This is a genomic window from Paraburkholderia diazotrophica (assembly GCF_900108945.1).
GTDB classification, from domain to species: Bacteria; Pseudomonadota; Gammaproteobacteria; order Burkholderiales; family Burkholderiaceae; genus Paraburkholderia; species Paraburkholderia diazotrophica.
Window position 1 is genome coordinate 104,276 of the sequence record NZ_FNYE01000023.1, and the last position, 23,996, is coordinate 128,271.

At 57.2% G+C, this 23,996-nt stretch carries 22 protein-coding genes and 2 pseudogenes; 11 read left to right on the forward strand and 13 right to left on the reverse strand.

The features are described 5' to 3' along the window. Positions 1-325 precede the first annotated feature (325 nt). Together BMW76_RS40500 and BMW76_RS40505 are read left to right on the forward strand one after the other, a co-directional pair. Entirely contained in the window at positions 326-538 is a 213-nt protein-coding gene (locus tag BMW76_RS40500; protein ID WP_143062324.1) for a hypothetical protein, read from the forward strand. Positions 539-561: 23 nt separating this feature from the next. Next, positions 562-702 (forward strand): annotated as a pseudogene (locus tag BMW76_RS40505) (transposase); the annotation flags it as partial. A 558-nt stretch (positions 703-1,260) separates the two neighbouring features. Here BMW76_RS40505 and BMW76_RS25585 read toward each other — a convergent pair. Then, positions 1,261-1,905, reverse strand: a complete 645-nt coding sequence (locus tag BMW76_RS25585) for a flagellar biosynthesis protein (RefSeq protein WP_090870268.1) — start codon at positions 1,903-1,905, stop codon at positions 1,261-1,263. Between BMW76_RS25585 and BMW76_RS41300 the strand changes: the two genes are divergently transcribed. Continuing rightward, on the forward strand, positions 1,904-2,140 hold the full coding sequence (locus BMW76_RS41300; RefSeq protein WP_177200488.1) for a hypothetical protein: 237 nt from the start codon (positions 1,904-1,906) through the stop codon (positions 2,138-2,140). The two genes, BMW76_RS25585 and BMW76_RS41300, sit on opposite strands and share 2 nt — an antisense overlap. Here the strand turns inward: BMW76_RS41300 and BMW76_RS42485 are convergent. The 5 genes from BMW76_RS42485 to BMW76_RS25605 all read right to left on the reverse strand — a co-directional run bounded on the left by BMW76_RS42485 (position 2,045) and on the right by BMW76_RS25605 (position 5,341). Continuing rightward, complete coding sequence (locus BMW76_RS42485; RefSeq protein ID WP_281248549.1) at positions 2,045-2,350, reverse strand: diguanylate cyclase domain-containing protein; 306 nt, start codon at positions 2,348-2,350, stop codon at positions 2,045-2,047. The two genes, BMW76_RS41300 and BMW76_RS42485, sit on opposite strands and share 96 nt — an antisense overlap. A 7-nt stretch (positions 2,351-2,357) precedes the next feature. Further along, positions 2,358-2,906: a diguanylate cyclase domain-containing protein gene (locus BMW76_RS42000; protein WP_322789299.1), complete on the reverse strand. Its 549-nt coding sequence runs from the start codon at positions 2,904-2,906 to the stop codon at positions 2,358-2,360. After that, positions 2,846-3,199 (reverse strand): hypothetical protein, encoded by a 354-nt coding sequence (locus BMW76_RS42005; protein WP_245763380.1) that lies wholly within the window; start codon positions 3,197-3,199, stop codon positions 2,846-2,848. Before BMW76_RS42005 ends, BMW76_RS42000 begins: the two co-directional genes overlap by 61 nt. A 1,194-nt stretch (positions 3,200-4,393) precedes the next feature. Beyond that, complete coding sequence (locus BMW76_RS25600; protein ID WP_090870270.1) at positions 4,394-4,945, reverse strand: hypothetical protein; 552 nt, start codon at positions 4,943-4,945, stop codon at positions 4,394-4,396. A gap of 9 nt (positions 4,946-4,954) precedes the next feature. Continuing rightward, positions 4,955-5,341 carry an HIT family protein gene (locus BMW76_RS25605; RefSeq protein WP_245763381.1) on the reverse strand — a complete coding sequence of 129 codons (387 nt, stop codon included), beginning with the start codon at positions 5,339-5,341 and terminating at the stop codon, positions 4,955-4,957. 558 nt (positions 5,342-5,899) lie between these two features. Between BMW76_RS25605 and BMW76_RS25610 the strand changes: the two are divergent. Further along, positions 5,900-6,751 (forward strand): annotated as a pseudogene (locus tag BMW76_RS25610) (PA4780 family RIO1-like protein kinase); the annotation flags it as partial. Positions 6,752-7,077: 326 nt separating this feature from the next. Here the strand turns inward: BMW76_RS25610 and BMW76_RS25615 are convergent. Next, complete coding sequence (locus tag BMW76_RS25615) at positions 7,078-8,463, reverse strand: hypothetical protein (protein ID WP_090870315.1); 1,386 nt, start codon at positions 8,461-8,463, stop codon at positions 7,078-7,080. A gap of 190 nt (positions 8,464-8,653) precedes the next feature. On the opposite strand from BMW76_RS25615, the gene BMW76_RS25620 reads away from it, so the two are divergent. Further along, entirely contained in the window at positions 8,654-9,070 is a 417-nt protein-coding gene (locus BMW76_RS25620; RefSeq protein WP_245763382.1) for a hypothetical protein, read from the forward strand. A 277-nt stretch (positions 9,071-9,347) separates the two neighbouring features. On the opposite strand, the gene BMW76_RS25625 is transcribed toward BMW76_RS25620, so the two are convergent. Then, entirely contained in the window at positions 9,348-9,674 is a 327-nt protein-coding gene (locus BMW76_RS25625; RefSeq protein WP_090870276.1) for an H-NS histone family protein, read from the reverse strand. Between the two features lie 403 nt (positions 9,675-10,077). Between BMW76_RS25625 and BMW76_RS25630 the strand changes: the two genes are divergently transcribed. Continuing rightward, the gene (locus tag BMW76_RS25630; protein ID WP_090870278.1) at positions 10,078-10,836 is read left to right on the forward strand and encodes an H-NS family nucleoid-associated regulatory protein; all 759 of its coding nucleotides are present in this window, start codon (positions 10,078-10,080) and stop codon (positions 10,834-10,836) included. A gap of 151 nt (positions 10,837-10,987) precedes the next feature. Here BMW76_RS25630 and BMW76_RS25635 read toward each other — a convergent pair whose 3' ends face one another. After that, positions 10,988-11,191 (reverse strand): cold-shock protein, encoded by a 204-nt coding sequence (locus BMW76_RS25635; protein WP_090870279.1) that lies wholly within the window; start codon positions 11,189-11,191, stop codon positions 10,988-10,990. Positions 11,192-12,468: 1,277 nt separating this feature from the next. Next, positions 12,469-13,425 (reverse strand): LysR family transcriptional regulator, encoded by a 957-nt coding sequence (locus BMW76_RS25640; protein ID WP_090870281.1) that lies wholly within the window; start codon positions 13,423-13,425, stop codon positions 12,469-12,471. Positions 13,426-13,634: 209 nt separating this feature from the next. Here BMW76_RS25640 and BMW76_RS25645 point away from each other — a divergent pair, with 209 nt between their 5' ends. Beyond that, on the forward strand, positions 13,635-14,615 hold the full coding sequence (locus BMW76_RS25645) for an amidohydrolase family protein (protein ID WP_090870282.1): 981 nt from the start codon (positions 13,635-13,637) through the stop codon (positions 14,613-14,615). A 144-nt stretch (positions 14,616-14,759) separates the two neighbouring features. On the opposite strand, the gene BMW76_RS25650 is transcribed toward BMW76_RS25645, so the two are convergent. Then, positions 14,760-15,701 (reverse strand): LysR family transcriptional regulator, encoded by a 942-nt coding sequence (locus BMW76_RS25650; RefSeq protein ID WP_090870284.1) that lies wholly within the window; start codon positions 15,699-15,701, stop codon positions 14,760-14,762. A gap of 181 nt (positions 15,702-15,882) precedes the next feature. Between BMW76_RS25650 and BMW76_RS25655 the strand changes: the two genes are divergently transcribed. From BMW76_RS25655 to BMW76_RS25665, 3 genes are all read left to right on the forward strand, one after another. Next, the gene (locus BMW76_RS25655) at positions 15,883-17,253 is read left to right on the forward strand and encodes an FAD-dependent oxidoreductase (RefSeq protein WP_090870286.1); all 1,371 of its coding nucleotides are present in this window, start codon (positions 15,883-15,885) and stop codon (positions 17,251-17,253) included. A 156-nt stretch (positions 17,254-17,409) separates the two neighbouring features. Then, positions 17,410-18,633 carry an MFS transporter gene (locus BMW76_RS25660; protein ID WP_090870288.1) on the forward strand — a complete coding sequence of 408 codons (1,224 nt, stop codon included), beginning with the start codon at positions 17,410-17,412 and terminating at the stop codon, positions 18,631-18,633. 162 nt (positions 18,634-18,795) lie between these two features. Further along, entirely contained in the window at positions 18,796-20,022 is a 1,227-nt protein-coding gene (locus tag BMW76_RS25665; RefSeq protein ID WP_090870290.1) for a porin, read from the forward strand. Between the two features lie 821 nt (positions 20,023-20,843). On the opposite strand, the gene BMW76_RS25670 is transcribed toward BMW76_RS25665, so the two are convergent. After that, on the reverse strand, positions 20,844-21,428 hold the full coding sequence (locus BMW76_RS25670; RefSeq protein WP_090870292.1) for a hypothetical protein: 585 nt from the start codon (positions 21,426-21,428) through the stop codon (positions 20,844-20,846). Positions 21,429-21,809: 381 nt separating this feature from the next. Then, positions 21,810-22,046, reverse strand: coding sequence for a hypothetical protein (locus tag BMW76_RS25675; protein ID WP_090870294.1), 237 nt, complete (start codon positions 22,044-22,046; stop codon positions 21,810-21,812). Positions 22,047-22,752: 706 nt separating this feature from the next. Between BMW76_RS25675 and BMW76_RS25680 the strand changes: the two genes are divergently transcribed. Continuing rightward, the coding region (locus tag BMW76_RS25680) for a sensor histidine kinase (RefSeq protein WP_177200498.1) at positions 22,753-23,996 on the forward strand (1,244 nt) is incomplete at its 3' end.

Below are 23,996 nucleotides of genomic sequence, written 5' to 3' on the forward strand. Positions count from 1 at the left end.
GCTAACGGTGACCGATTCCTATGCTAACAATGAAGTTCATTCCGATCGGCTCGAATTTTGGATTTAGGGCAGAAGGAGGAGCTTCAACGAGTACGAATCGAACGCGCGGACTGCTTGCCAAGGTGCACGAACCGCAAGAGGAAACATGCAAGCTCCGAACCCTCAAGTCCTAGCACAGTCACCCGTAAACATGCTTTATGTTGGCAGTGGTACGCAAGGTCGGGTCGGGGTTAACCGGGGCGTGCGTGAAGCGTGCGTGAATTCGACTCGATTACGAGTCGGTGCGCAGAGGGCATTTGAGTGAAGCGACAAACGAGACACAGCAATGAACAAATACGAAACCCAGGCGTTGAGTGACATTCAATCGTGGAGAAATCCAGAGCGAGGTTGGTTTGGACGGGCTTTGCAGGTCGTTAACGCACCACTGGATGCCGCTGGCGATGCCATTCTCAAAACCCCAGGGGTCGGTGATGAGAGGTGGAACCGGAAATTCGGACAGGTCGGTAAGTGGAACGGTCGGGGCCTGAGCTGGTCATAGGAACCAGTAAAAGGAACCCAAAGATGACAAAAAGAAGCCGCCGGTCACATAGCCCGGCATTCAAGGCAAAGGTGGCACTGGCAGCCCTGAAGGGCGACAAGACGCTGGCAGAACTGGCGCAGCAGTACGACGTTCATCCGAACCAGACGACCTCATTCGAGTCTGGAAGACCGCACTCCGGATGAGGCATACTTCGCGACGCTGCCTGCGATTAAATCGGCAGCATGAACGCCCCGGTGGTTCCACTTAAAAATCTCGGGACCCTGTCCGAACAAGCGGCGCCACTTTTATGTGATCAAGAAGGCGGTGGAGGGTCTGACGAGTGTGTGCAACGACGCCGCTCATTGGAGTGTGCGCGCCGACGCCACCGGTAGACCGCGTAGATAGGCGTCCCCGGTTGTGATCGTTTCACCCGCTGAGTATGGCAATTGGCTTTCGCGAATATCGGCAAATCTATCTGGAACAGTCGCTCCTCCGTCGGCCGTTGAACATCCGCAAAGGCCGATCGGTTGATTTACCAAGGCAGGAGAGCGCACTTCGGCCGTGTCGAGTGAGGTCGCTTGACATAAAAACCGTCGCGTGGCGACAGACAGATGAGCGGCGGGGACACTCCTTGAGTGTCCGTCCCTGTTCGCCGGGAAAAAATGGCACGTCTGAATTGTGTTGGATCAGGGCGCTTTGTTTGAATCAGGCGCCCGGGACACCCCGAGGAGAAAGGACCATCACTTTCCACTCAGCAAGGTCTTTGCTTGCAATGTAATTGCCGACAAGCCCTCTTGCACGATTTCCTGCCAGTCGCTAGAACTTACGACCTGCTTGGATTCTTTCACGCGCGTCTTGATCGTCTGCGTACCGTGGAGGGCACCCACATCGCCAGACACCAGGATCTCCGACTTCTGATTGGTAGTAACGGACCAGAAACCGGGCTGGAACCATGCCCAGAAATCGACGACTTCTGCCGTCACCGGCGCGGCTGCGCCGAAATTCGGATCGCCTGGCTTCACGACGACATAGCCCGCCTCCTGGAAGCCGGTAGCCAACGCGTTCTCAACGAGGCCCGAAACAGTTTTGCCTTCAGGCAGCACCACGTCACCAAGCGCCTTGCCGTAGCCGTTTCTCTTCCGACCAATGGCTCGGGCTTTCGAGGCGTCGCTCGCGTCTTCGGCTGGATCAAGTGACGCCATGTCGGCACTCGGTGGGGCGACGGCGAACGTGCGTTTGTCTTGCGGCGACTCGATACGGACAAACTTTCCGGTCGCTGGATTTGTGCCTTGGGGCGCGACGACGTCAACGGTGGTGCGTCCGACCGCACATCCCGCGAGGATGGAAACGGCGATAGCATAGAAGGCGATACGATTCAACACCATGAAGGATTCTCTCAAAGTTGGTTATGTTTTGTCTGGAGCCGACTTGTACCTCGATATCGATCATGAAGTTCGTCAGATCCGTCCCAGTGTTGATTACGGCAAAAAGGCCGCGAAATTAATCGAGAGAGCTGTTGAAATTTCACGTTGTCGGCCGAAAGGCAATCGACTGCGTTTGTTCTTCACCAGCATTGACGACATGGGGTGCGGAAAAGCGCGTCGCCTGCTTCGACAATGAGACACGATAAATCCCTTTGCCCGCCTGTTTGGCCTCATACAAGGCGTTATCCGCCCGTCCGATGAAGTCATCAACTGCCTCGTTCCCGGACGCCAGCGCGACCCCGACGCTGGCGCCGATGCTGACCGTCTCGCCGACGCCGAGGGATAGGGCATGCCGACGATCCGAATGATGCGTCGCGCGATGGCGGTGATGGCGATAGGGTTTGATTCAGGGATCACGATTGCGAATTCGTCGCCCCCGAGCCTGCGGCAAGTTCCCCGTGCCGGATCGCTTGCTGCAATCGTATAGCAACCGTCGTCAACACCTCATCGCCTGCACGATGGCCGAGATGATCGTTGACCTGCTTGAATCCATCGAGGTCCAGATATAGGAGGGCGGGCGCTGTACCTGGGCTTGTCTGGCGACAATTACTTCTGCCGACGGTAGTTCTAGTTGACGCCAGACATGGGCTCCTTTGATTCGCGAGAACCCGCTTGAGACGGTCCCGGAACTGACGTCGGTTTGCGAGTCCCGTCAGGGGATAATGTTGAGCAAGATGGAGAACTTTGGCTTCTCCGCGCCGACGCTCAGTCACATCGACAATAATGATGACGGCACTCCCGTCCGGTACCGGGTTACGCGTCATCTCAAGGTGACGCCCGTCAACGAGGTCGATGTCGAGAGGGTGGAGGTCCTCCCGCAGCCAGGCAGTGCAGCGCTCTATCAACTGCTTCTGTAATGTTGCTCCGAACCCATGCACAGCGGAGCATACCAGGCTGCCCACGAACGCGGGTGCTCAGTGCGCCCGTTGTTACAGCGCAAGTACGCATGGATCGCATACAGGCGTGTCGCCAGCACGCCTGCGTCCAGGACAAACCATATGAGGGCCCATGGCTGGTTGAGTCTGGCCAGCGCCACCAGCGCTACGAACATGCTCGCTACGCCCGCCATGGAAAGCGGCCTCGCGTTATCGAACAGCGTCGACAGCAACGACGAACGGATCGACGGACTGACGACGTTCTGCTGCCGTACGGGCGTGGCAAGAACAAAATCCAGAAGTGAAAGTTTTACCGGCATGACGCGAGCTTCGACGAGACAACCATGCGCGCCTTCATGCGGACGCGCCCTACCTGGTTTACGGCATCTGAATGCGCTCCCTTGATTGGGGAGGCCTGGATTGGCCTCACCGGAATAACAGCGTTGGAGCGATGTCGCACATAGATCGATGTGTTGAAATCAAAATCAGGGACGACGGCCGCCCAGGCCGCCTCGCGACTAACCGCCCCTTGTTTTCCTCCGTTCTCGCTCGCGAACGTGCTCGCAGAGGTCGCGGGAATCGATTACGAAGAACGATCCGTTCGTTGCGGAAAAAGCGGATACAACCGACTAACCGTTTCAGTATCTACGTCAACGCAACGGGATCCAACAACGTTATGACAGTGGACGACGCAATGAATCGTCGCCTTACCACCGGAGACTCCGAATGAAGAAGCTTGCTGCCGCCTTGGTTACCTCCCTGTTTGCTACGGTCGTGTTCGCCTAGGCTTCCGCACCTGCTGCCACAGCACCCGCGGCTGCCGCTACGGCTCCCGCCACGAAACCGGCACCGGCCCACAAGACGACGAAGCACATTCATAAAGTGAGTCACCACGTGACGCACAAGAAGGCGGCGTAACAGGAAGCGGTCCCGATGTGGAGTACGAAACCCTGCTTCGGCAGGGTTTTACGCATTGAATGAATGGTTCTAAACGGGGAAGCGGAGTAATCGCTCGTTCGAGCTACGGAGACACCGTCAAGGTGTTCGCGGCAGTCGGTGCGCGCGGCTGCATCGGTCTGTCTCAAACAACGCAGCCTTAAGCGAACGGAGCGCCTTGTCGCCAAGGCATTCGCGGCGGCCCGTGGGCGGGGCCGTCAAGGTGGGCAGGCTGACGCCTGTCCGCTTCAGAATCCCGCAAACGCTGCCTTATGCGAGCGCGAGTGTCTTGGCTTTTAACGCCCCGAGATTTCACGTGACGGTGCGCCGTCAGACTCTCGGCCTCCTTTTTGCGGCCGTCGCGTATCGCTGTCGTAAAACTCGAACGGCAGCTGTCCACCACCTCGGTTGAACTGGTGCTCTCGGCCAACATGAGTCGGTTGCTGGGAGTGTGGACCGGACATTCAGTCGTCGGCCCGCGCCTCCAAAGCGGCCATCCGGTCGGCCTCTCAAATTTCAAACGGTCCGACGAAACCCAATCGATTAGCGCGCGGAGCGTCGGCTTGCGCGCACGCACCTCAAGACTGTGACAGCCGCCTGGCGGACGGAATTATCGGGTACTTGTCGTTGTCATAATAGCTTGCCTGTCTCATGGACGGAGAAGAGGCGAAGGTTCTCAAGCGTTTCGCGGCGCCGTCAAAGAAGAGGTAAACAACATCCGAGGCATAAATCGGATTGTTGTCTGCTTCGGTATAGAAAGCAGCGTGCCCGATGTCGTCGACCAGATTGCGAAGCTTTGGGTTGTAGCTAACTTCGTAAGTGCACTGATTTTTGATGACATCATCGACCGCATCAACCGCGGACAACTCCCCGATCACCCAGGCATGGGGCGACTTGTCGTTCTTCAGCTCCCGGATTTGTTGCGCCTTATATTGATGGACGTAAAACTGGCAATTTTTTAGAGCCAGAATCTGCGTCGCCTGGGCATCTGCTTTTCCGGTAGTGCCGTTCAAGCGCTCTTTCCTCCCAAACGGTGAGCCGCAGAATTTTTCTACAATCCATCGACAGCGACCCTTCTCTCCCAAAGAGTGCAGATCGAGGTAAACCTCAACGGTTTCGCCAATTTTCATATTTTTTTCCTAGTTCTTATCCCAATAGACCGCTTTCTCAGGAAAAATCTTTCTCACCCCACCCCGAGGGTCTTCCTGATCTCCCAAATAGCGCGGAATCAGATGGATGTGCAAGTGCGGCACGGTTTGCCCAGCGGCAGCGCCTACATTGACACCGATGTTAAAGCCATCAGGGGCGTTGCCTTCCTGTACTGCCTGGTGAGCTTGATCCAGCAACGCTAATAGTGCCACACGTTCTTCAGTGGTAGCCTCAAATAACGATGCTACGTGCCGTTTGGGGATAAGCAGGCTATGGCCCGGCGAAACGGGAAACCCATCGTGAAACCATATGGCCTTATCGTTCTCACCAAGAATCCGGTCTGGCGGAAGGGAGCAAAATGGGCAGGGGTAATTCACGATTTATCTTTCGGAACAGTGCAAAATGTGCAGTCAGGATTTATTCGGCGCTCGAAAAACGGCATCGCCGTGACAGCTTCTCAGCATAAGCGATGGAACCAGCGTATGCATCCATACCGAACGCTTCCGAAGCGTTTAGTGCGGTGGCTTTCGTCCGCGTCCAATTGGGAGATGAAGACCAGGACGACCTCGAACCGTACGCTCCAACTTATTTCAAACGGTCCGGCAATGAAAGGGCCGCTCCTCTCCCGGTAGCTGGCATTCGGTCTAAGGCTAAGCGGATGGCCGAGAGGAGTCGGCTGCTGCCGGTCGAGCCGGGCTGCAAGGGCCCGGACTTGCGGCGCAGTGCACCTATGCAGTCGCAGGGAGATCGGCGTCGGCTTGTTCACGGCCTCCCTTATAATCGGGCATGGCTCAATCCATCCCCCACGCAGCAAGTTTGCGAGCGTTAGCACAGACTGCACGATCCATCGGCTTACTGGTCGCACATACCTCAACGAACTATTCACCATCCACGCGTGAGGAATGCGCGTTCCACGACCTGCAGCCGACGGTCGCATGAAAATACCCAAACGACTTTTGCCCCTTCTCGAAGAAGGGCTCATCGACGAAGTCATCGGCCAGTTGATGAGCGGCAACGAGGCAACGGTCTACGTCGTGCGCAGCGGCGAATCGACACGTTGCGCAAAGGTCTACAAGGATGCGAAGCAGCGCAGTTTCCGGCAAGCCGCATCGTATCGGGATGGTCGCAAGGTCAAGAACAGCCGGCAGGCGCGGGCAATGGAAAAAGGAACGCGCTACGGCCGTCAGATGCAGGAAGCGTCATGGCAGAACGCTGAAGTGGACGCGCTGTTCCGGCTTGCCGGCGCAGGTGTGCGCGTGCCGCAACCCTATATTTGTACCGACGGCGTGTTGCTGGTGGATCTGGTGATCGACGAGGTGGGTGACGTCGCGCCACGGCTCAACGACGTCGCTCTGACCGAAGCCCGCGCCCTCGAACTGCACGCGCTGCTGCTGAACCAGGTTGTCCGCATGCTTTGCGCGGGGGTGATTCACGGCGATCTGTCGGAATACAACATTCTGCTGGCAGCGGATGGGCCGGTGATCATTGATTTGCCACAGGCCGTCGACGCGGCCGGCAACAACGAGGCCGCCTCGATGCTCGAGCGAGACGTCGACAACCTGGCCGCGTACTTCGGGCGGTTTGCACCGCAACTACTCACGGCGAGTTATGGCATGGAGATCTGGACGCTCTTAGAAGCAGGGCGGCTGCATGTCGATGTCGAATTGACCGGCCGCATCGAAGTCGACACGCGACCTGTGGACCTCGATGGCGTGCTGCAGGAACTCGAAGAGACCCGTCTTGAGGAAGACATGCGGGTGCGGCGACAGCAGGAACTGAGCGCAGGCCGGGAACCGTGCTCGCTGTCCCCCGGAGACAGCCCGAAAGAGCATTACCTCCCGGTACCGCCTTTCGCGGACTTCAGGAACGATCAGGCGGCGAGAGATACGGTCACAAGACCCGGAATCCCGGGCCTTGTTCGTTGATAGCCGCGTCAGGCTATTGGCAAAGTTCGGCCGACTTCGGCATGGGCCGATTGCCTCCTCTGAACGGCACCGAACGTCGCTCGTTGGGCGGAATCTGAGATGGAGCGATTTTTCACGCACCGGGGTCGACCCACCCCGATGCGCTTTATGCGCCATGGTACGAGGGGGCCTGACACGCTACCACCGGCTCACAACAGGATCGCCTGCTGCAAAAGTTCCAGCGCTTTCAATTCGTCCAATCGCCCCGTGCGTGCTTTACCCGCAAGCGTCTTGATCAATGCTTCCGCGATCGGTTCAATACCGTGAAGATTGTCCAGGCTCGTCACGGAAGTCAAAGAGACCTGTACCGCGTTTCGCTGCGGTATTGCGGACGCGGGAAAGGACGCAACGGTTGCCGGTGTGGCTGCCGTAGCATCGTTATCACTTGCTTCAAGTGGGCGACCGGCAAGGTCGCCGGAGAAATCCCTTGCATGATCTTGCGGGCTGACGACGATCGTCGCTTTCTCGTCTGCGACATCCGCCGAAACAGGTGAGGGGCTTTCCGAATCGCCCAGGGCGCCCGCCCGCGTGCGCTTCTTGCGCGCCTTCACATCGGCGTGTTTCTCTGGTACGCCATCGTTTGTTGCTGCCGCAACCGGCTCGTGTTGTTGACCGGATGCGCGACCCCGCGATGCGGGCGTAAGCAGAAGCGACACCGACTCTGGAATCTCGGTTTCGGAGCGCGGGTTGTCCAGCCAGCCAGTTGGCAAACCAAGTCGCTCCGTGAACCGGTTGGCTTCGACACTGTCCATGCGCTTCTTGCCATTTAGCCGATCGGCGATGTTGAATCCACTCATCTCCATGACTACACCCAGTCTTACTTTCGATCCATTGCGACTGGTGAGAAGGCGAAGGTTAGCGCGTCGGATGTTTTCTACCTCAGCACCGTCGCTTAATTCCAGTGGTTGCTGTTGGGGCGTTTTAGGAGATGTCCTGGATTTCGAAGGCGCAGCTTTCTGTGGCGTACGAGGTTTAGCTTGTTCGGCTATCTGGCTTTGACTATTCCTGACGGCTCTGGGCGACCCACCCGCTGCTTTCTTCGGCATTTGCGCTTCCTCGGACAAACTATCTTTAAGAACTGGTTGCTGATCGACGTTCAGGGCAGAAGCCGGCTCAAGTGCTTCAGCCTCTACGTCGGGGCCGCCATCCGTTTGAACGAAGTCCAGCGGTGACTTCAGGCGAGCGATGGTCTCGGCCGCGAGCGCAGGATTGGGCTGGTCAAAAAAGCCATGCGGCAATCCAAGCGTGGTTTCCATGTGAAAGGCGGTCTCGGGCGTGAACCTCTCACCCTTCATCAGTTCGGCCACGCGTGTCATGTTCGACTCAAGTGCTATCGCGATATTCTCTGCGCCCACCGCGTCGACCAGAAACTGAAATGATCGTGTTTTGAAAATGGAGGCAGTCTGGGCGGAGTCTCGAGGAGGCGCCTTCACATACGGTTGTCCCTGCCGGTTGGACGGGGATTTTTTAACGTGGTGAGGTTGGCGTTGGCCACTGTCCCGGGATCCCGCATATCGCCCGCGGGCTTGACTCATAAAGTAGGGCTCCATGCAATCGTTGGCCTTCTGGATTTTTTTGATTATAGACGAGCCGATGTTGGCATTTGACTCCATGGGTTGAAACGAGCCGCGATGGTTGACAGGTCGACATCCCTGCCGTCGGGCTGCGAGGCGATGTGTCCGACACCAGGATAGTTCGGTCGGTCAGGGTGGCCAATGCTACGATATGGTAGCGGTCAGTCACCAAAGGGCTTGCGGCATGGAAGCATACAACCCCGACAGCGCGCCCGAGCCTGATTCGTGGCTCGAACTCGACGAACAGGAGCGCATTGTTCTGGTCGAAGCCTGGCATCGCGCGGCACACGTCAAACTTCCGAATGTCACCGCCCATGCCGCGTTTCACGCCGTCGTCGAAAACCAGATCGCGATGAATCTCGATCCGGTGATCCGGGCCATGCATCGCCTGACGAAAGCAGGACTGACGCGACACGATGCGATTCACGCGATCGGTTCGGTGGTCGCCGAGCATCTGTTCGATATTTTGAACACGGGGCAGAGCGACGATGTTGATGCTTCGCAAGCGCGCTACCTGGCAGCAGTGGAGCGCCTGACTGTAGCGAGTTGGCATCAAGGACGAAAATAGCGACTGACTTTTTCGCACCACCACCTGGCTTGGCGCATTTCAAAAGCACGCAGGCACACGGCATTCTTCCGTGTGCTCGGATAGAGAAAAGGTGAGGATTTCCAGACGTCGTGCCGGTTCTAACCTCAAGATCCGGGCGAATCGGGATGCCCGCGACGAAGTCGCCGGACAGCTTATCCTTCATCGCGGTTTCCCACAGACTGGAAGAGAACAGGGCCGGCGCTATCGAATCCATCTGTCGCAACCGGCGTTCGACCAGCACGGGAAAGTGAACTCGTCAGTTGGCGTGCTGCCGCGCGAGTGGACTTCCTGCAAAAGGGTCGTCGCGCCAGTTGATCGTCGTTCGTTGAGTATCCGGCATGGGTGACGCCGGTGCCGACTCAAAATGCTCGAGTCTTTGTCCTGCGCTAATCGCCTGCTTCAGCCACTGGGGCATTTCCCCGTCGCCTGTCCACGTACCCCCGGTCGCATTTTGATACCGGGCTGGTTTTTGCCTTGCCTGATCGCCTGCTATTGCTGAAGCGAGGTCGTCCGGCTCAATGCCGTATTCTTCCATCCGGTGGCGGAGATAAGCAATCATGCTGTCCCGCTTACGTTCATCCATATCGTTTCCATCTGTGAATACCGTCCGACGGTTCTTCCACATGATCTGCGGATAACCTGTCTGAATCGGATTTGATCTGCTCAATTGCGCTAAGCCGGGGAGGGCCACCGCCGCTTCCAGCAGAAGATTAATGCAGCAGGTATCTCTTTTCAGGCCGCGTATTAGCGGTCGTGGTTCCGGTGCCGGGGCTGAGTGAATCCGGGTGCGAGAGGTTCGGCTAGCCGCTATCGTAGCGCAGCCGTTGCAGCCGCTCATCCTTCAGTCCTGCCTTAACCAAAGTCGACCAGGCACCCAAATTGTTCGTTTGAAGTCGGAGCTTCTCTCAATTGTAGCGTGCCACTCTCGACCTGCGTCTTTCTTGCTGGCATAGTTCGGCCATTACTACACATAGAAAGGGGAAATAATGGCTACGCTCGAAAACGTGCAGGCGAAAATCGCCAGGTTGCAGGCCCAGGCCGAAGCGCTTGCGGCGAAGCAGTCGTCCGGTGTTATCGCAAAGATTCGTGACCTCATGGAAAAGCATGGCCTGACCGTTGCGGACATCGAATCACATGCCGGCGGTACGAAGCGTGGACGCAAGCCTGGCGCCGCGACGGTTGCCAAGCCAGCAGCAGCGGCGAAGTACCGTCATCCGAAAACCGGTGCCACCTGGACAGGGCATGGTCGCGCGCCTGCGTGGATCGCGAGCGCGCGTGACCGGATGAAGTTTCTGATCGACGGCAGCGCTGCACGACCAGCCATTGCTGCAAAGAAACCCGCAAAGGCGGGCAACTCCGCGAAGGGCGTCCAGGCGCCGAAGTATCATGACCCAAAGAGTGGGGCGACATGGAGTGGCCGGGGGCGGGCACCGGCATGGTTGGCGGGTGCCAAAGATCGTTCGAAGTTTCTGATTGCCGCCACGGAAGAGGGTGCCTCGGGCTCGAAGGCGGTTTCTCCTGGCAAGGCAATCGCGAAAAAAGCCGCGACGAAAAAGGTGACGGGAAAATCGGCCGCCACGAAGAAGATCAAGGCAGTAACAAAACCGGCACCGGCGACGAAGGCCGCCGTCAGGAAAACTGCAGCGAAAAAAGCGGTGACGAAGAAAGTACCTGCGAAGCGGGCGCAGAATACGGCAGCAGTTGCACCAGCCGGTGATAGCGCCTCGGCGCCCGTCGCCGCATGATTGACGGGTGACCGGTTACGTGCAGGGCTTGTCCGTCCTGCTCGAATCGGTGCACCGGGATGCCACCACACGCACAAATTCCTGACTTGCTGACCTTAAAAAGTTTGACTCGCGCAGGGCGGGTCACTTGTCAGGACGATGCGCCCACCGCTTAGACAGGCTTGATATTGGCAGCCTGCTTGCCCTTCGGGCCCATCTTCACTTCGAAGCCGACTTTCTGGTTTTCCTGCAACGACTTGAAGCCTTCCGTCCTGATTTCGGAGAAGTGTGCGAACAGGTCTTCGCCGCCCTCGTCCGGCGTGATGAAACCAAAGCCCTTTGCATCGTTAAGCCACTTCACTGTACCCGTTGCCATTTTTAAACCTGTAGATGTTGAACGTCGCATTCGCGACCGCAGTGCCGCAGAACGAGCGCCCGCGACGGAAGACTTTGTACCACGCCGGAACGAGGCCTGCCAATCCGCAGGTCCACGGACCGCACACGGACCGGTTTTCGGCGGCCCGTCGTCATGGTGCCGGTAGCCATCGTGAGCGCGTCGACGCCAGTCAGGTGACGCTTCGTCTAGTTGGCGGCAATGCCGTGGTGCAGCGTCGAGGCGAGTGCGGCCAAGTGGGCGCAGACTGCGACAGCCCGCACCGGCCGTGCGGGAGACGGACCGCGCAATACGGCTCGCCGCGTTCAGTAACCACCGCCTGAGGAATTTCCTGAACTGCCCGACGCGCTGTCGGCACTCCGGTTCGTATCGCTGCCCGCGACTGCGGATACCGAGACCGCGGCCATGCCTACGCAAACCAGCCACACAAGAACCATCCGAAACCGCTTCATGTTGATCTCCGGGTTAGGGAGCCCCGCAGGAAGTCCCCGTGGAGAGATGTCCGGCGAGGCATTCACATCACTCGACTGATGCCGACCGTCCGGTGCATTTCGGACGCATTGCGCGGCTCTTCGCGAGCGCGGGCGTCGACAAGGTATAAACGCGGCACACCGCCGTGGTATTCCCGTTGCGCCGACCAGTGCGGCACATCATGCGTTGAGATCGTGCATCCCGTGACAGCTTCAGTTGACGTTACCGCAGCGGATCCACGCAGCTCGAAGGGGCTTACACCTCTAGTTGTGTGAACGAGAAGTGGCCGTGAGTCGATGCGACGCCTACGTTTGACATAAATCAAACTACCGTACGCTAACTTAGTAATGCGAACAATAATTTATAACGCCGGATGAAGCTGCTGAGGTGATAGCTAGTCGACAATAGGGTGACAGCATCCCAGTTGCGTTCGCTAGCGCATCGGTCGACCAGCTTATCACGTTGATATCGAGCAATCGCGGACTGCATTTTTGCCATCTTGTAGCCGGCATCTTCAGAATGCCACTGCCCACGTAGGAGCCGGCCGCGATACGCTTGAAAATGGTTGAAGCCTTGCGGATCATCGGCCGCAGCTCCGCTATTGATCGAATGCGCGTTGAGCGTCTTGGCGTCACAATGGGAGATTGTGGTAAGGCTCAAAGAGCGGCCAACGGCCAACGAGCGAGGCGCCATCGACCAGGTTTGCGAAACGCAGCTCGGTAATTCGGTCTTGCTTTGCCTTCAGATCCACCACCGCGCAAGAGCGCCGGCACGCTCGAACAACGAGTCTAGGGCGAGATACCGCGCCGCTCGTCGTGAAACAGTTCGTAGACCAGTGTGCGGAGCCACCGATGACCATCATCGCGATGGAATTGCGCGTGCCAGAGTTGGACGATGTCCATCGGTTGGATATCAAATGGTAATGGACACGACCGAACGTCCTCTTGGCCAGACAGTGTATGAGCGAGGCGGCTTGGAATACATGCCACCATATTGCTCGCCGCAACGATCCGATCGAGGCTGACCGAGTGAGCAACCTGCATCGCTACGCTCCTGGTCTTCCCATGTTGTTTGAAGATGGCTTCCAGGGCTCCCTCGAATTTCGCGTGACTCCCAGCCGTTGGTGTATAGATTAGATGATCCGCGTCAAGGAACTGTGCTGCCGTCAGGGAGCCTTCGATGAATGGATGGTCGCTTCTGAACAACGCAACATAGTTTTCTTCAAAGAGACGTTGCTGATGAAATTCGCTGTCTAGGCCGCTGAACATCCCTATTGCCAGGTCGATCTCCCCGCGCGTCATCATCTGCTGCGCGTCATAGAGTGGCGGATCGACAGTCACGATCCTGACGCCCGGGGCTGCTCTGTGCACCTTCTCTGCAAGAGGTGGAAGGAAAATTGCCTGAGCCAGGTCGCTAACGTAAAGGTGAAAGGTCCGTGTCGCTGCCGCAGGCTCGAATGGTCGATGCGCTTGCAACGCCAGTCGGAACGAACCAAGGCCCTCTGATACCAGTGTTGCAATTTCCGTTGCCCTTGTCGTCGGCAACATACCTTCCCGGGTACTGACGAACAGTTCATCGTCGAACAACGTCCGCAAGCGCTTCAATGCGTTGCTGACTGCGGGCTGCGTGAGATGCAGTTCGTCGGCCGCACGCGTGGTGCTCCTGCTGCGGAAAAGCGCATCAAAAACCAGAAGAAGGTTCAGATCGGTATTGCGCAGCGACGTGCTGATGCTTCGGTTCGTCATTAGTTTTCGTCAGAGGGTATCGGTCATTAATGGCGTGAATGCGCGCATTCAGCAGGGCAATTTAACTACCGGCCGTCACGCCCCTATCCTTGATTCGTCGTGTCGCACCGAACCTTTGAGGCGTTGAGCCCCCAACGGATGTCGCACGCAGCAAAGGCTCGCCTCCAGCGCCAGCCAATTACCTGACCGGACAATTCCAAGGAGACACCATGCAAGGCAAAGTTGCTCTTGAAGAACATTTCGCTTTCCCCGACACCATCGGCGACTCTCAACGATACTTCGTGCCCGACATCTGGCCTGAAAAGCGCCGACAGTTGCTCGACCTCGAGGAAGAGCGTCTTCAGCGCATGGATGCCTGCGGCATCGAGTACACGATCTTGTCGCTGAATGCGCCTGCGATCCAGGCCATTCCCGACACGGCACGAGCGATCGACGTTGCCCGGCGAGCGAACGATTTCGTAGCGGAGCAGGTTGCCCGACGGCCGGATCGGTTTGGCGCATTTGCAGCGCTGCCGATGCAGGACCCGGAAGCTGCTGCCCGCGAACTCGAGCGGACGGTGAAGGATTTTGGCTTCGTTGGCGCACTTGTGAACGGGTTCTCGCACATCGGCAGCGAAGACAACGCAACATACTACGACCTTCCCCAGTACGTGCCGTTCTGGGACACGGTATCCCGACTCGACGTTCCCTTCTACCTGCATCCGCGCAATCCGCTGGTCAGTCAGCAGAAGATCTACGAAGGCCATCCGTGGCTGCTGGGTCCGGCGTGGGCCTTCTCACCGGAGACGGGTGTTCACGCGCTGCGCCTTATCGGTAGTGGTCTCTTTGACAAGTTCCCCAATCTGAACATCGTCCTCGGTCATCTCGGCGAGCTCGTGCAGAATAACATCTGGAGAACGTCGCACTGGGCGTCCGCCAACGGCAAGAATCCGCTCGGTGTCAAGGCAGAGCGTCCGTTCATCGACTACTTCCGCGAGCATTTCTACGTCACCACCAGCGGCAACTTCCGCACGATTGCTATGCGCAACGCGATGGAAGAGGTCGGCAGTGATCGAGTACTGTTTTCCACCGACTATCCGTTCGAAGCGATGGAAGAAGCGAGCACCTGGTTCGATGCAGCTGAAATTGGCGAAAACGACCGCCAGAAAATTGGACGCGACAACGCCCGGCGTCTGTTTAAGCTGAAATAAGCAATATTCTCCACATCAGTTCTTATGGATAGGGCGGGGCAGCAGCCCCGCCTTATCCGCTGATCCTTGTCCCTCGCCGACCAGTGCTGAGTTGCGTCCTTGGTGCCATCGCGCTTGATGCCCAGCCATCCGCGCGCGTGTCGCTCAATCACTAGCAACCACTGCTGATACCGGTACGTCACCGTGCGCGGCTGGGTCCCACGGTGCAGAGTCTGTCAGGTGCAGTTTTAGCCAATCCGTGAATGCGATAACGTGTGGAAGACGCTCGCGCCTCTTGGGGACGAGTGCCTTTAGCCAGGTCGCGCGTAGCGGGAAGTCTGACAACACGACCTGCAACGCACCTTCATTAATGCTGTCCCGTGCCAGATACTCGGGCAGCACCGCGATTCCATTACCCGCGCACGCAGATGAAAACAAGATGTAGTTGTCGTTGGTGACCAGTTTCTGTGGCACATCAACGCTGATAGGACCTGCGGGACTGTCGAATTGCCACGACGGACCCTTTGGCCTGAAAACGAGGCAATCGTGGTCGGCCAGATCCCTCGGGTGCTCAGGCACACGCCGGTTGCGGAGATAGTCCGGGGACGCACACACAATTCGCTTCAACGGACATAGCGGTAGGTCCGTTACGCCTTCATAGCTTTCCGACAGTCCAGTCACGACCACATCGTAGCCTTCCTCGACGGGATTGATGGTCCGGTCGACCAGCACGACTTCCATCGTGATTCGCTCGTTCTTGCTCTGAAAGGTACTCACGATGTTCGCGAGATAGAGAACAGTCAGCGTTGTGGGCATTTTGACCCTTATATGTCCTTCCAGCCCACCATCCCGCCGTTTCATGCTTCCCACAACCGCGTCGAATTCTGCGACCAACGATGTCGCGCTCGTCAGGAATTTATGGCCGGCATCCGTCAGAACTAGCTGACGCGTCGAGCGCACAAAAAGTTGAGACTGAATCGTGTGCTCAAGCTCGTTAACGCGCTTCGCGACCACCGAAGGCACGACGTTTATCTGACGGGACGCTTCGGAAAAGCTGCCGTGACGGGCCGCCGCCAGGAAAGCTCGCAGGTTAAGGAGAGTATCCATGTCTTTTCCAAATCGCGAAAGCTGAAGCTTCAATATAGCTCAACTGCTCACGAAAAAGAACAGATAGTATCGTCACAAATGCACATTCAAAGTCACTCGGTCCCATGCCGAATGACCGGAGACAACCAGCCACATCGCTTCCGGCGGTATCGCAGGCGTCTCCTCACATCCGGAGTACACCTTGAACGAACTTCTTTCATCACACGAGATAGCAGAGCCGGCCAGAAAAATCCCGGTCTATGGCGAATTCGACGTCGTCGTATTGGGCGGCGGACCAGCAGGCATTGCCGCAGCGGCGAGCGCTGCAAAAAACGGTTTGCGCGTTCTCCTGGTCGAGCGATATGGCTTTCTTGGCGGCATGGGCACGGCCGGCGGCGTCACGAACTTTTGCGGCTTGTACGCGAACGTGTATGGCGAGATCAGGCAGGTCGTACATGGTGTGGCGGACGACATCCTCGGGCGCATGCGCGATCTCGGAGGTCTGAATACACCTCACCTGATTTTCGGAAAGGTGTACGCGCAGTCATATGATATGTCTGCCTTCAAATGTGCAGCCGACGCGGTACTCGAAGCGGCGGGCGTACAGATCCTGTTTCACGCTTTGGGCGCTGGCATCAGCCGCTCAGGCGATGGCGATATTGAAGCGCTCATTCTCGAAACAAAGTCGGGGCGTGTAGCGGTTCGAGCGAGTGTCTTTATCGACTGCTCGGGCGATGCCGACCTCGCTCAGTGGGCCGGTGTCGGTTTCGAGAAAGGCACTCAAGCGGGCGAAATGCTTTATCCCAGCCTCATGTTCCGGGTAGGCGGAGTTAATCCCGAGGCGACTGGTGAGGCGTGGTTGACTATTCCGAAGGTGATGAAAGAAGTTCAGGAATCGGGCAAGTATCGATTTTCGCGCAGCGGTGCGATCGTACGACCACAAAAAAATCCTGCCGAATGGCGAGCCAATGTCACACAGCTTTCCGACTCGGAAGGCCGCGCAACGGACGGCACGGACGCGCGTGCGTTGAGCGCGGGAGAACTGGAAGGCCGGCGCCAGATAACCGAATACATCAAATTCCTGAAGCAGGAGATTGTTGGCTTCGAAGACGCCTACGTCCTCGATATTGCACCGCAGGTCGGCATCCGTGAGACGCGCCGCATCGTTGGGGAATACATGCTCACGGGCGACGATGTCCTTTCCTGCGCGAGCTTCGACGACAGCATCGGCGTCAATGGGTGGCCCCTGGAGAAGCACGTTGCCGGCGACGTCGTCTGGGAGTGGCCTGCAATCCCCGAAACTCGCGGATATAACCAGTTGCCGTATCGCATGCTGGTACCACGCGACGCAGAGCAAACAGCGCGAAATCTCCTGGTCGCCGGACGATGTGCGTCCATGACGCACGACGGACAGTCCGCCGCGCGGGTTACGGGAGGGTGCTTTGTGATGGGTGAGGCAGCGGGCGTAGCGGCAGCGCTGGCGCTGCGGGGTAACACCGACCTTTCCAAAGTCGACACGCGCGCGTTACAGCGGATACTTCGCGACCAAGGCGCGTTCCTCGGCGACGACTGACCGGTTGCAGAAGTTTCAGTTGATTTCGAGCCGCAAAGTCCGAAAGTCCTGGCCAATACCATTACCTGCGAGCAAACAACAAGAACCCAGTGAAAAGAAAGCTGCGATCGACAGCTTCGAAAGGGTCGCCCGGAAACTGATAGGAGACAAAAGACAATGACGCGCACCAAAAGTATGAAAACCCTCTCTGAATTTACGATAAGTGACCTCCCCGCATATCGGTGGGTCGTGCTGACACTTGCGTGGCTAGCGTTGCTGTTCGCTTTCGTAGATCGTCTGGCGTGGGCGAATCTCGCTGTGAAAGTCGGCGGCTCTCTCGGTCTCCCTGTCGCGGGCCTCGGAGCTTTCGTTACCGCCTTCTACATCGGGTACGTCGTTTCGAATGCACTTGGAGGGCTTGGGACGGATCGGTTCGGGTCGAGCCGCATGTTGTCTTATGCATTGATCCCGCTCGGTCTCACGACTTTTGCATTCAGTTATACAACCTCGACCTTGATGGGGCTCGTAATTCAGGTCCTGATGGGTCTGGCTGCAGGGGCCGACTATTCGGCATGCGTCAAACTGACGGCTACATGGTTCGATTTCAAGCTGCGCGGTCGGGCGATGGGTCTTTTGACAACGGCATCTTCAGTTGGGGTTGTTTTGACGAATGCAGCAGTCCCTTATCTTTCTTCCGTCGCAGGGTGGGAGGGGGTGTACCGCATTCTGGGATCGCTGACCGCCGGGGTCGGGCTACTCTGTCTCGTCATTCTGCGTGACGCAAACATCCCCGCGGTAGCAACGTCCGTCGAAACGCCAACACTTCGGTCGTTGGCAAAGAACAGAGACCTCATTCTGCTCGCGATCGTCGGATTTGGCGCACTTTGGGGAACGTGGGGCTTTGCGTTTTGGGTGAACGCGCTCATCGTGAAGGGCCACGGCCTGTCGGCCGCACAGGCAGGGGTGATCGCCGCGATGTTTGGTGCTGGTGCGATCTTTTCGAAGCCTCTCGTCGGTCTCGTCTCGGACCTGCTCGGCGGGAAGCGCAAGTTGATTCTGATTATCTGTTTTGCGTGCTTTGCAGCGGCCCTCCTTCTATTCGGATCGCTACACACAGAGCAGCAGTTTATGCTTGCCGCTCCCTTTCTCGGCGTGACCGCGTTTATCTACACACCACTTATCGTCGCAATGGTCGCCGAAATAGCGGGCCCGAAGTTGGTCGGTTCCGCGTACGGTTTCACCAATGCTTTCTGGCAACTCGGAAGCGTCATCGTGCCTGTAGTGATCGGCATCGTGTTCCAGCTAACAAACTCCTTCAGCATGGCCTTTGTAGCACTTGCTGCGGGGCCTGCACTTGCAACCGTCGCAATGTTTTGGGTGAAGGAGCGGCATCTGTTCTAAAACATTGTGCCTGTGAAAAAGGCATAGAAAGCTGAAGCAAGCGGAGACTCAGGCTCAGACGGGAGCAATAGAAAGCTGCTTATCACGGACAAGCGGCGCGTCGCGGGTGCTTTCAGAAGTCAAATTAATACAATTAGTAATACTAACGTACGGAGGCATCGAATGAAACGTCAACTCGCATTTCCTCTATTGTTCGCGGCTTGCTCGCTTGCACATGCCCAGAGTAGCGTCACGCTATACGGAATCGTCGATCTAGGCATAACATATGCGAACAGCGTCCAAACCGGGACGGTTGCGGGGAAGCACAACGGCGCAAGTCAGATCGCGATGGCGGACGGTCATTCGAGCGGGCTGGGCGGCAGCCGGTGGGGGTTGCGCGGCGCGGAGGATCTCGGAGGGGGATTGAAAGCGATCTTCGTTCTTGAGAATGGATTTTTTGCGAACACTGGCGCCCTCGCACAAGGGGGAGCCGAGTTTGGGCGTCAGAGCTATGTTGGACTCGCGTCTTCGACGTGGGGTAAGGTCACTCTGGGACGTCAATATGATCCCTATATCGAGTCCGTGCAACAATTCGCTGCCACGTCGGCATTCGCAGGCTATATGGGCGCTCACGCCAGTGACCTCGATAACCTTGCGAACACGGCCCGCATCAACAATTCGATCAAATTCACGACGGCGGACTACTCGGGATTCGTAGCAGGCGGGATATACAGCCTCGGTGGCGTCGCGGGCGACGCCACCCGAAATCAGGTGTGGGCGTTGGGTGCCAACTATTCGCACGGTCCATTCGCTGTCGGTCTCGGCTATCTCAACGCGCGCGATCCTAATGTTTCGTTCTACGGCAACACTCCCAACAAAGGGGTCGCGACGGTCAATAACATCGGCTCATTCGGTTCTGCGACCACGCCGCAAATGGTACCGGCTTACGCCGGATATGCATCGGCAAACTCTTTGGAGATTGCAGGGGTTGGAGCGAAATACTCGTGGGATGCGACAACAGTTGGTCTGGTGGTCACCGACACGCGCTTTTCGCGGCTCGGGTCCACGGAAGCTCCGAATCCCAGGCATTACACGGGTAACGCGAACTTCGTCAGTGCCGAACTTAACCTCCGGACGTTTGTCACTCCGGCCCTGTCGCTAGGAGCCGCGTTCGACTACATCAAGCGAAATTCGGTTAACGGTGACGGTGGCGCGAAATACCTGCAACTCGATCTCGGGGCGATTTACAGCCTGTCGAAGCGAACCGACTTGTACGCGCTGAGCGTTCTTCAACGGACATCTGGTGTCGATTCGCTGGGTCAGCAGGCCGTAGCGAGCATCAGTGGTTTTACGCCGTCAGCAACCGACAAGCAGGTCGCGGCCAGAGCGGGCATTCGTCACAAATTCTAAACCACCAGTTCATCATCAGTTCCCCGGCGATAGTCGGGGATCTGACGAGCTCACAATACATTTGACATAAACCGAATTAGCAATATGGTAAGGAATGCATATCAATGTCGATTGACTTGGAAGGGCAATTTTGGCGGCAAGGTAATCACAATCGGCATGGCGGCAGGCACGCGGCCCTGACACACGAGGCGGGAAGGCGCGGCTCCGTCCATGAAAGGCATCGATCGGTTCGTCTATATGTCAACGGGGCGCAGGCCTTAGCAGTCACCGACTTTATTCGGAGACGCGCGGCAGCTGTAGAGAGGCACGTGAAGCATGTCGAGGCGCGATGGGAGAATTAAAGAGTTTTGCCCATCTTGTCCGCAACTAACTCAGCGAAGTTCTTCTTCGTAGCCGGCTTCGCCAGCAATCCATCAGCAGGGCGACGGCAAACGGCGAGGAGCGTGCGAGGTGACCAGAATCCACCCGCAAAGCAGCAGCGTAAGCCACTCGCGCCATCGGACCGGATCCGGCCAACAGGAGACATTCAACCAGATCTGCACGAGGACGTTCGAACGTCCGCTCCACCCAGAACAACTGACGCACGGTTCCAACAATGCCGTTCGACGCGCGCCTTTGTGGGTCACCGTGATGATATAGATGGCGTCGGTGTCCCCCAGCATGGGCACCGGCGCCCTCAGTAGCGCGAAAGATCGGGGAAGTGACCCGATTGTCAGGCAGAAGGCGCTGGCATTGAAGGACCGAAAACCTGCGCCCAGGCTCCGGGCCTCGCGCCAGTCGTGGCAAGCGCATCAGCGAGCGTAAGTTGATCCAGGACTCGACTAACGGAAACCGTAGACCAGGATCTTTTTCCCCTCAAAGCTTTCTTGCACACCCTGCTCACACTGGGGCGGACACGTTACGCCGTCCGGGGTCTGGCCTGACACGGTGACCGCCCTATAGACAACGGATTGGACGAGCGTCCCATCGGCAGCGACGACGATGTTCAGATCAGTCTCGACGCCGGCCGGGACGGCTCCGCCGGCGGTATAGATGATTTTCATGGTGCCGGTGCAATCGGAGTTCACCGTGTAGGTGCCGGTCTGGTTCGGATTGAAGGTAGTTTGCCCCCCTTTCGGCAGCCCGCCGATAACCCCAAAGTCGGTGCGTGAGAAACGGCCCATTCCGTCGAACGTCACCAAGGCGACATCATCGAGGATCGATGGGGCAGCGTACGGATGCACTTTGCCATCGGCACCTATCAATCCAAGAATCTCTCCGTGACCGATAAACCCAAACGGTCCCTTGAGCGTTGCGTTCGAGCAAAGGCCGTCGTGGCCGTCGTGGCCACCGGCTTGCGCGGCACCACTGAGTGAAAGAAGCGCGACGGCTGTCGCCGACAAAATGCTCAAATGCCTGATCTTCATGGTCGTCTCCTTGCTTCAGAATCAGACGCTTGATATCAAGCGCACAGGGGCTTCCCCCTGGCTGTATTAGGCGCCCTGTTCGATTAGTTGAAGCAGAAAATGGCTGCAGTAAACCCTCGCAGCCGCCGTTTGCGGAACAAGCGATGAAAGGACGCGGGGCCGTGGCACAATACTGCGGTAGTGGCCACCGCTTTTTTTAGCAAAGTGTTACTCATCTTCGTCTCCTTTTTGCGAAACCAGGCCGCTAGCTAAATCAAGAAGACGCGCGGGGCTGCAGGCAAGCGCTATCGCGATTGCATACCCGCGGCTGCCAGTTAGCGCAAGTTGATTTCGCGGATCGCCACGCACTCCACGAGACCTTCCGACTACCGACTTACATGTTTAATGACCACTGTCGGGGTTGCATTGGGGAAGATGACCACAGGTAGCCGCCCCCCAGCGATCCATACTGCCGCTTGCACTGGTGCTCCCTGAAACCCCGCCATACCCGGAGTTATTGCTGGCATTGGCCGATGCCGATTGCTCATCTTTTTGCCCGGATGCATCCTGCGCTTGCGCTACGCCCGCAAGCGATAGAATGCCCAGGAGCACTGCAGACACGAATATTGTCGTCTTCATGGCTTAACTCCTTCAGTATGAAATCAGGTTCAGTTAGGGCGGCCGCTTTGACGTAGGCGGAGGACGTAGCAGCCGACATGCGCGGCAATACCGCGCTTAGCGTCCAACGTGACAGGAGCACCTGAATATGACCGCCGGTGGGCTGGTAAGCCCGGTGCGCAATAGAGAGCGCACTATTGCTGCCGACGTGAAATTGAAGCAGTTGCCGATGCACGAATGAACCGAATATTCGCGATGCTGTCGGTTCGAGCATGCGTTGGGCGTCGGGTGGGTTCGCTTGAATCTCGGCATCAGGATCAAAACGAGGTCGGCAACGGTGAAATACATCGCACATGGTGCCTATGTGCGATGAATTACACCATCCTTATTTAGAATTATGCTGCATTGTTCTGCCGTGTAACCTTGTCAGTTGTAGTTAGATCGATTATTTGATGCTCGGTATCAAATGTTCCTTAAGGGGCGAACAAATGTTCGGTGTCGCTTTGCGACTATTCGTCAAAGTGACTTCTTGAGAACGCGGGGCACACGCCGGTAACGGATTCAGGTCGACGCGACACAAGGACAACTGCGGGTTGCTGGTACTGTGCACTGCCGCACATTTGCCCTCGATTGTCAGCTTTGACAGTCTTCCACACAATTCCCGGCACAGCGGGCACAGACCGCTAGCACAAAGAGGCGTATGCTAAACGTGACCCTCCGAGGAGCCATGGCGTCCGGCACTCAAACACGACGTGATTCTGACGTGGGCGAAAAGCCCCGGGCCAGAATCTCACTGAGCGGGAGTGAAACAGCTCGCAAAATCGGGCGCCGCAGATTCGGTGAATTTTTGAATCTTGCTCGGGGACCGGTTGCGGCACTCAGTGCCGAGCAGAATCTCCGCGTCAAACGCGAGTTATTGGAATCACTGGCGCGTCGAGCGGTATATTGGATGGCGTTGGTGTTGTTCGGAAGCTTGTTCGAGCTTAAATCTGGATATTGGATAATACCCGACTATTGGATCAAGGCCTCGGATATTTATCGTTTGTTCCGTGTGGTCTGGATCTTGGGACTGTGGGGGATGGCCGCTCCCATGGCGATATATTTACTGAAAAGGACCATGTCGCTTCCAAAGCTCGCAGGCGTCAACGACGTTGAGCAGATGCACGGGACATGGGCTGCATTGGTCATACTGACATCGGTATGGTGGGCGGCGGGTAGCTTTGGGTTAATCCCCCTCCAATTCCAGTTTCATGGTACTGGTTCCGGCAGGATTGGCTTCGTGGAGCTGACGCTGATCAGCTATACATTTACTGTGCTGCTGCTCGCACCTAGTCTTCGTGCAACTTTAGGTTCACTCGTGCTCGGCACTATCCCCTTCGGATTTAGCGTGGGACATTATCTGTTAATTGAACGGCCAGTATGGTTTTACTGGTATATGGGTCAACTAATTGGCTATTGTCTCATCGCATGGTTTCTTTGTTACAATCAGGAGCGCGCATATGTAAAAGAGATTATTCTCGAAGAGGCGCGATCGCAGGCCGAAGCGGCAATGGCGGAAAAGAACCAATTTATCGCTGCGATAAGCCATGATTTGCGCCAGCCGCTCACAACGCTCGGCCTGAAGTTAAACTATATCGAGCGGACCATTGAATCAACCAGGCTGGCCGAAGACGTCTCGATTGCGCAAAGGCAAGTGGATGCGATGGAAGGGATGATTAACGGCACACTGGATATCTGCCGCCTGGAGTCCGGCACCTGGAGTGTAGAAATTCAGGAGGTGGGGCTGCCTTCCCTTTTACACAGCATAGTTGTGGATATGCAGCCGCTAGCTCTGGCGAAGGGGCTGAAATTAAGACTCCATAGCCGCCCCTATCTGACCCGTACGGATCGACATGCGTTGGACCGGATCGTCCGAAATATGGTGACGAACGCCGTCCGTTACACGCCTTCCGAACAGGGAGGAAAGAAGGG

What these genes read in the sequence shown, in the direction of transcription:
- BMW76_RS41300 (WP_177200488.1), top strand. Translation starts at nt 1,904, where the DNA reads ATGAAGGATTCTCTCAAAGTTGGTTATGTTTTGTCTGGAGCCGACTTG.
- BMW76_RS25635 (WP_090870279.1), bottom strand. Translation starts at nt 11,191, where the DNA reads ATGGCAACGGGTACAGTGAAGTGGCTTAACGATGCAAAGGGCTTTGGT.
- BMW76_RS25665 (WP_090870290.1), top strand. Translation starts at nt 18,796, where the DNA reads ATGAAACGTCAACTCGCATTTCCTCTATTGTTCGCGGCTTGCTCGCTT.
- BMW76_RS25650 (WP_090870284.1), bottom strand. Translation starts at nt 15,701, where the DNA reads ATGGATACTCTCCTTAACCTGCGAGCTTTCCTGGCGGCGGCCCGTCAC.
- BMW76_RS25585 (WP_090870268.1), bottom strand. Translation starts at nt 1,905, where the DNA reads ATGGTGTTGAATCGTATCGCCTTCTATGCTATCGCCGTTTCCATCCTC.
- BMW76_RS25615 (WP_090870315.1), bottom strand. Translation starts at nt 8,463, where the DNA reads ATGAGTCAAGCCCGCGGGCGATATGCGGGATCCCGGGACAGTGGCCAA.
- BMW76_RS25645 (WP_090870282.1), top strand. Translation starts at nt 13,635, where the DNA reads ATGCAAGGCAAAGTTGCTCTTGAAGAACATTTCGCTTTCCCCGACACC.
- BMW76_RS25660 (WP_090870288.1), top strand. Translation starts at nt 17,410, where the DNA reads ATGACGCGCACCAAAAGTATGAAAACCCTCTCTGAATTTACGATAAGT.
- BMW76_RS25630 (WP_090870278.1), top strand. Translation starts at nt 10,078, where the DNA reads ATGGCTACGCTCGAAAACGTGCAGGCGAAAATCGCCAGGTTGCAGGCC.
- BMW76_RS25600 (WP_090870270.1), bottom strand. Translation starts at nt 4,945, where the DNA reads ATGAAAATTGGCGAAACCGTTGAGGTTTACCTCGATCTGCACTCTTTG.
- BMW76_RS25625 (WP_090870276.1), bottom strand. Translation starts at nt 9,674, where the DNA reads ATGGATGAACGTAAGCGGGACAGCATGATTGCTTATCTCCGCCACCGG.
- BMW76_RS25670 (WP_090870292.1), bottom strand. Translation starts at nt 21,428, where the DNA reads ATGAAGATCAGGCATTTGAGCATTTTGTCGGCGACAGCCGTCGCGCTT.
- BMW76_RS25675 (WP_090870294.1), bottom strand. Translation starts at nt 22,046, where the DNA reads ATGAAGACGACAATATTCGTGTCTGCAGTGCTCCTGGGCATTCTATCG.
- BMW76_RS25620 (WP_245763382.1), top strand. Translation starts at nt 8,654, where the DNA reads ATGGTAGCGGTCAGTCACCAAAGGGCTTGCGGCATGGAAGCATACAAC.
- BMW76_RS25640 (WP_090870281.1), bottom strand. Translation starts at nt 13,425, where the DNA reads ATGACGAACCGAAGCATCAGCACGTCGCTGCGCAATACCGATCTGAAC.
- BMW76_RS42005 (WP_245763380.1), bottom strand. Translation starts at nt 3,199, where the DNA reads ATGCCGGTAAAACTTTCACTTCTGGATTTTGTTCTTGCCACGCCCGTA.
- BMW76_RS40500 (WP_143062324.1), top strand. Translation starts at nt 326, where the DNA reads ATGAACAAATACGAAACCCAGGCGTTGAGTGACATTCAATCGTGGAGA.